Source organism: Kocuria sp. (assembly GCF_030536815.1).
Lineage (GTDB): Bacteria > Actinomycetota > Actinomycetes > Actinomycetales > Micrococcaceae > Kocuria > Kocuria gwangalliensis.
The window spans coordinates 1-5,573 of record NZ_JAUNPE010000142.1 but is presented as its reverse complement, the minus strand read 5'-3'; the positions used below and the strand labels follow the sequence as shown (position 1 = coordinate 5,573).

Sequence of the window (5,573 nt, the reverse complement as noted above, 5' to 3'; positions counted from 1 at the left end):
GGGCCTGGATCAACGGAACGGTGAGGGCCCCGAGCGTGCTGGTCACGGTGTCTCCTAGTCAATTGCCGGGTCGTTGCCCCACCTCATCGCGCCCACTGGGAGCTGTCAAGGGCGAACCGTCAAATGACTTGGACAATGCACCAAATCGCATGGCACCGCGGCGCTGCTCCGCCTCGTGATCAATACCCAGCGGAATGTGCTGGCGGTCGCGCAGGCACAAGGCCGCCACCAGACCAATAATGGCCATGGCGATCAGGTATCCGGAGATCGCAACTGTCCCACCGGTGCGCTGCAGAAGGGCTTGGGCGATGAGAGGGGAAAATGCACCGCCCAAAATTGCACCCAGGGCGTACGAGATCGAGACACCGGAGAAGCGGATGGACGCCGGAAAAATCTCGGAGTACCACGCGGCTTGAGGGCCATAGGTCAGACCCAGCCCAACGCTGAAGAACGCCAACCCCAGGAACAGCGAACCGGTGGTCCCCATGTCGGCGAGCAAGAACAGCGGGAAGGCCGCCGCCATTAGGAGGATGTATCCAATGATGTAGGTACTCCTACGCCCAATCCGATCGGATAGCCACCCTCCCGCCAGGGTGAAGACCAGCCACAACGCCGCACTGGCCGTCACGACGAGCAACACCGACGTGCGACCAAGGCCCACCGGCCCTGAAGGATCCGTCGCGTAGCTGGTGATGAACCCTCCCGTTGTCATGTACCCGGCCGCATTGTTACCCGCGAAAATCAGGGCACACAGGATCACCAAGGGCCAGTACGTGCGAAGCAGCACGGCAATGGGAACGCTGGTCTGCTCAGCGCGTTCCGCAATTTCCTCGAACACCGGGGACTCCTCGACGGCGCGACGCACGAAGTAGCCGACCACGATCATGATGAATGAGATGAGGAACGGAACGCGCCACCCCCATTCCACGAATGCCTCGCCGGGTGAAACAACGCCGGTCATCAAAGCCATGACACCGGATGCCAGCAGCATGCCCAGGGGCACCCCAATCTGGGGAAGAGCACCCATGATGCCCCGACGTTCCTGGGGCGCATGCTCGACAGCCATCAGCACCGCGCCGCCCCATTCACCTCCGGCAGAGATGCCCTGGAGGACGCGTAACAGGAGGAGCATCACGGGCGCAGCCACGCCGATGGCCCCGTATGTGGGGAGCAAGCCGATCAGCGTGGTTGCAACGCCCATACCCACGAGCGTGATGACCAGGATGGCGCGGCGACCGATACGGTCACCGAAGTGGCCGGCCAAGAACGCACCCAGGGGGCGGAACAGGAAGGAAATACCCACCGACGCGAACGCCAGGAGCAGGGAGATTTGGGGACCGGCAGGTTCGAAGAACAACTGCGAAAAAACCAGTCCGGCCGCGGTGCCGTAAATGAAGAAGTCGTACCACTCGATCGTGGTGCCGATGACGGTAGCCGCCCCAACTCTGCGTTGAGTGGCTCGCTTTGACGGTGCATTGTTTGACATGAGAATCCTCTGAATGGAGCGCACCTGGCTGGTCCGCTTGTGAGGTTGAACCGAAGGAACGCTGAGCGCTTACGCCGCCGGGGCGCTCGCGAGCACGTCTTTCAAATTGATGGACGCATCTGCAGCTTGTTCAGGGCTCAGGGCGACGTTGGCCGCCAGTATCTTCCGGGCCGCCATATGAACCGCCGGGTTGTTGACGGTTTCGACCGCGATCAGCTGATCGTTGCGGTAACAGAACACGGCGAGCTTCCGCTCCGTGTGCTCTCTGACCACGATTCGATCGACGCCTGCGGACAAACCCGCTATTTGAAGCTTCCACGGTCCCTGGATCGACCAAAACCATGGAACTTGGTCGTAGTCATCACCCGCGCCGGTAATACCCCCGGCCACGTGCCGGGCCTGATCCGTGGCGTTCTGGACCGATTCCAGTCGCAACGGATGCTCGGAGCGGGCACTCGGAAAAACGGCACAGTCGCCCACGGCAAAGATGTGAGGGTCACTGGTCCTCAGGTTTCCATCGACGACAACCCCGTTGTCGACGTCCAGCCCCGCATCCTCCGCCAGTCCGGTCCGCGGCAGAACTCCGATTCCGGTCACCACGAGATCCGCGGGAATCCGGCGTCCCTTGGCCGTCTCCACTTCTTGGACTCGCCCGTTCTCACCGCGCAATGCCGTCACGGAATCTCCGAAGCTGAAGCTCACGCCGGCGTCAGAGTGGGCAGCTGAGAACCATTCGCCGGTTGTCGCGCTGACCGCGCGCGCCATGGGGCGCTCGTTACGGTCAACGATCGTGACGTCGATTCCGCGTTGGCGCGCTGTCGCCGCCAGTTCCAAGCCGATGAAGCCCGCCCCGGCCACCACCAGGCAAGAGGCCTCCCCCAGATGATCGGACAGGATCTGAGCATCCTGCATGTTCCGGAGCGTGACCACTCCAGCTAGGTCCGCCCCCACACACTCCAATGTTCTCGGTGCGGCGCCGGTGGCGAGGACCAGAAAGTCATACGGCAAGTTCGTGCCGTCGCCCAGAGAAATGCGGCGGGCCCGTCGATTGATGGAGTGCACAACCTTGCCGCGAAGAAACTCGACCTGGTTGGTCTCGAACCATTGCTCGCCCCGCAAAAGCAATGGCTGTGGCGCGCTCGCGGCGCTCGTGTACTCCTTGGAGAGAGGTGGTCTCTGATACGGCAAGCAGTCTTCGTCACTGATGATTGTGACCGGACCCGTGTGACCGTTACTACGGAGGGAATCGGCTACTTCGATCCCCGCGTGACCGGCACCAACGATCACCACGGACGGTGCCTGACCGGAGAAAGCCGTGTCCCGTTGCGCGGGGCGATTCAAGAGGATGCTCGACATGGTCGTCACACCTGCGATTCCGGAACGTCCACGTCGATTCGTTCCAGGGACCCGTCAATGGGAATCTGACAACCCAGACGACTGTTGTCCTGGCGCGGGTCCGCCGTGCATTCCAGCATTTCTTCTTCATCGTCGCTGATGGGCGGCAGCTGATCCAGGAACTCGTCTCGAACGTACACGTGGCACGTGGCGCACATGGCTTGGCCCCCGCACTCTCCCACGATCCCGCTCACCCCGTTGTTCACGGCGGCTCGCATGACCGTAGTCGTCTCGTCTGTTTCGATGGTCGAGGTGGAGCCGTCCGGCTGGTGGTAATTGATTGTGGCCATGATCATCCTTTGATTTGTGACGTGGCTCGTCGGATCGCGCGGAGCCCGAGGTCAGGAAATGTGAGGTTGTGGGGTCAGCCCCACAAGACGGGCATATGGGTCATCCCGCGGAATACCCACCCTTCGATCACGGCGGGGTCTTCTGGGTCCAGGCGCAGCCCGGGTAGTTCCGCAAAGACCTCCGGCATGGCCACTCCGGCAACCGATGACCGCCCCACCCAGGTGCCGGCGCAGTAGTGCTGTCCGCCGCCGAATGCCAAGTGAGGGCGCTTCGGTCGGTTGATGTCGAACGACTCGGGGTCGTCCCAGACTTCGGGATCCCGGTTGGCCGAGCTCACCACCACACCCAACCGCGCTCCCGCTGGCACTTTGACCCCTTCAAGAACGGTGTCCTCAACCACTTCGCGGGGATACATACCAATGGGAGCAACCCACCGGACGGACTCCTCGAAGGCTGCCGCGAAGAATTTCGGATCCGCCATGACTTGGTCCCGCTGCTCGGGGTGAGTCAAGAGGGCCCACACCGTAGTGCTCAGAACATCCCGGGGTTCATTGAGGCCACCGCCGATGGTCATTTTCAAATTGGCGCGGATGGCGTCCATGGGGATGGGCATGGACGCCAGGCCGGACAGAAGGCTCGAATCCGGGTTGTCCTTGAGGTAGGGCAGCATCTCGTCGATGGCTTGATCGACTTCCGCGGCTGAGCGTTCTGATTTGGCCCAGACCTCGGGATCATCCGCGTAGTTTCCGGTGCCATTGATCATGGTCTGGCTCCACCGCTGCATGTCCTGCTGCGAGGCGTTGTGGAAACCGCAGATCAGCCGAAGGTTCTCCGCAGCGTAGGGAGCAGCGTAATCCCAGATGAAATCGGCACCCGGCCCTTTGGACTTCAGCTCATTCAGGTACTTGGCGCTGTTCTGCCGGAAGATCGCGTTCCAGTGGTTCTTGATCGTGGCCGGACGCAGTGTGCTGCCGTATGAGGCACGGTCTACTTTGTGCTCGGGATCGTCTTTCCGGAGCATTGAATGACCCATGGCCCGCTTCATCAGCGATCCGGTTTCATTGGCGGAGAACCGGTCCGCATCCTGTTCAACGATGTGGCACGCCTCGTAGGTCAACACCATGTACCGGTTCACGGCGGGCACCCAATGGACCGGAGCTTCCGAGCGAAGTTTCTCGTAAATCGGATAGGGGTTGTCGTGGAGGTCACTGATGGTGACCCAGTCTGCCGTGGGGCAGTCGATGGCGTCTGCAACTGCGGGGTTCATGATCGTCGAGCTCCCTGGGTGGATCGCGGTTCTGTTCGAGGTCTTCACACCAGTGTGAGCTGGATCGCTTGTATCGAAAAGCAGAACTAATATTTGTACTACCCAAGAAAAATTGAGGAACGAGCTTGCGAGGTGCTGAGGTCCCATGGTCAGTTACACCCTGCGCCAGCTCGAGTACTTCGTGACCGTTGCTCAGCTGGGCAGCATCGCTGGTGCGGCGGCGAAGTTGCACGTTTCCGCGTCCGCCATTGCTAGCGCCCTGACCGACCTGGAACGGGCCCTTGACGCGCAACTCTTGCTGCGCCGTCGTTCTCACGGAGTTGAACTCACGTCATCCGGACGGGAAGCATTCTCGCGGGCCCTCAATTTGCTGCGTGAAGCATCCGAACTCGGCCGCGTCGAGGCCCTCGATGAAAACCTCTCGGGAACTCTTCGACTGGGCAGCTACGCCACGCTGGGGCCTACCGTGTTAGCCGAACTGTTGGGCGAATATGCCCAGCAGCATCCACGGGTCGATCTGGACTTTGTCATTGGCAGCCAGTCGGAGCTGTTCCATGAACTCCAAACAGGAACTATCGATGCGGCCCTCGTGTACGCGTTCTCACTCCCAGACGATCTGGGGATCCTGCCCTTGAAGCACCTACCCCACACAGTTGTGATGGCGGAGAATCACAGGCTGGCCTCCAAACCGTCGGTTTCCATCCAGGATCTCGCGGACGAACCGCTCATCCTCCTGGATGTGCACCCGAGTCGCGAGAACACGATGTCCCTCTTCGAACAAGCCGGGATACGACCACGCATCAGGTTTCGCGCCACGGATTACGAGGTCACCCGCTCGCTCGTGGGTAAGGAGTTGGGTTGTGCCATCTTGATTCAACACCCCCATGGGGATTTCACATGGACTGGACGCGAACTGACCGTCCGTCCGCTGACGTCCCAAGCGCCCCCGGTCGACATCTGTCTGGTTTGGAACAAGTCGATCCGAATGAACCCACCTACCATTGCATGCGTGGAACTCGCGAGAAACATCTTTTCAGTTGGCAACCAGGGCAATCAGTCGTGACGATTGCCGACCAAAGTCGTCCCGTCATCAAGGTGACCGGTGTGGTGCTGCGCCGCGCGAACGGTGATGTA

At 61.0% G+C, this 5,573-nt stretch carries 5 protein-coding genes; 1 reads left to right on the top strand and 4 read right to left on the bottom strand.

From position 1 onward, the window contains the following. Positions 1-58: 58 nt before the first annotated feature. The 4 genes from Q4E95_RS10795 to Q4E95_RS10780 form a co-directional block, all read right to left on the bottom strand. Positions 59-1,486, bottom strand: a complete 1,428-nt coding sequence (locus tag Q4E95_RS10795) for an MFS transporter (protein WP_303383314.1) — start codon at positions 1,484-1,486, stop codon at positions 59-61. A gap of 69 nt (positions 1,487-1,555) precedes the next feature. Beyond that, entirely contained in the window at positions 1,556-2,842 is a 1,287-nt protein-coding gene (locus Q4E95_RS10790; RefSeq protein ID WP_303383313.1) for an NAD(P)/FAD-dependent oxidoreductase, read from the bottom strand. 5 nt (positions 2,843-2,847) lie between these two features. Further along, positions 2,848-3,171 (bottom strand): 2Fe-2S iron-sulfur cluster-binding protein, encoded by a 324-nt coding sequence (locus tag Q4E95_RS10785; RefSeq protein ID WP_303383312.1) that lies wholly within the window; start codon positions 3,169-3,171, stop codon positions 2,848-2,850. Positions 3,172-3,245: 74 nt separating this feature from the next. Further along, a complete protein-coding gene (locus tag Q4E95_RS10780; protein WP_303383311.1) occupies positions 3,246-4,439 on the bottom strand; it encodes a cytochrome P450 in 1,194 nt (397 codons plus the stop codon). Positions 4,440-4,584: 145 nt separating this feature from the next. On the opposite strand from Q4E95_RS10780, the gene Q4E95_RS10775 reads away from it, so the two are divergent. Then, positions 4,585-5,502 (top strand): LysR family transcriptional regulator, encoded by a 918-nt coding sequence (locus tag Q4E95_RS10775; protein ID WP_303383310.1) that lies wholly within the window; start codon positions 4,585-4,587, stop codon positions 5,500-5,502. Positions 5,503-5,573 lie beyond the last annotated feature (71 nt).

Coding starts and splice junctions, on each gene's coding strand:
- Q4E95_RS10780 (WP_303383311.1), bottom strand. CDS start 4,439: ATGAACCCCGCAGTTGCAGACGCCATCGACTGCCCCACGGCAGACTGG.
- Q4E95_RS10795 (WP_303383314.1), bottom strand. CDS start 1,486: ATGTCAAACAATGCACCGTCAAAGCGAGCCACTCAACGCAGAGTTGGG.
- Q4E95_RS10790 (WP_303383313.1), bottom strand. CDS start 2,842: ATGTCGAGCATCCTCTTGAATCGCCCCGCGCAACGGGACACGGCTTTC.
- Q4E95_RS10785 (WP_303383312.1), bottom strand. CDS start 3,171: ATGGCCACAATCAATTACCACCAGCCGGACGGCTCCACCTCGACCATC.
- Q4E95_RS10775 (WP_303383310.1), top strand. CDS start 4,585: ATGGTCAGTTACACCCTGCGCCAGCTCGAGTACTTCGTGACCGTTGCT.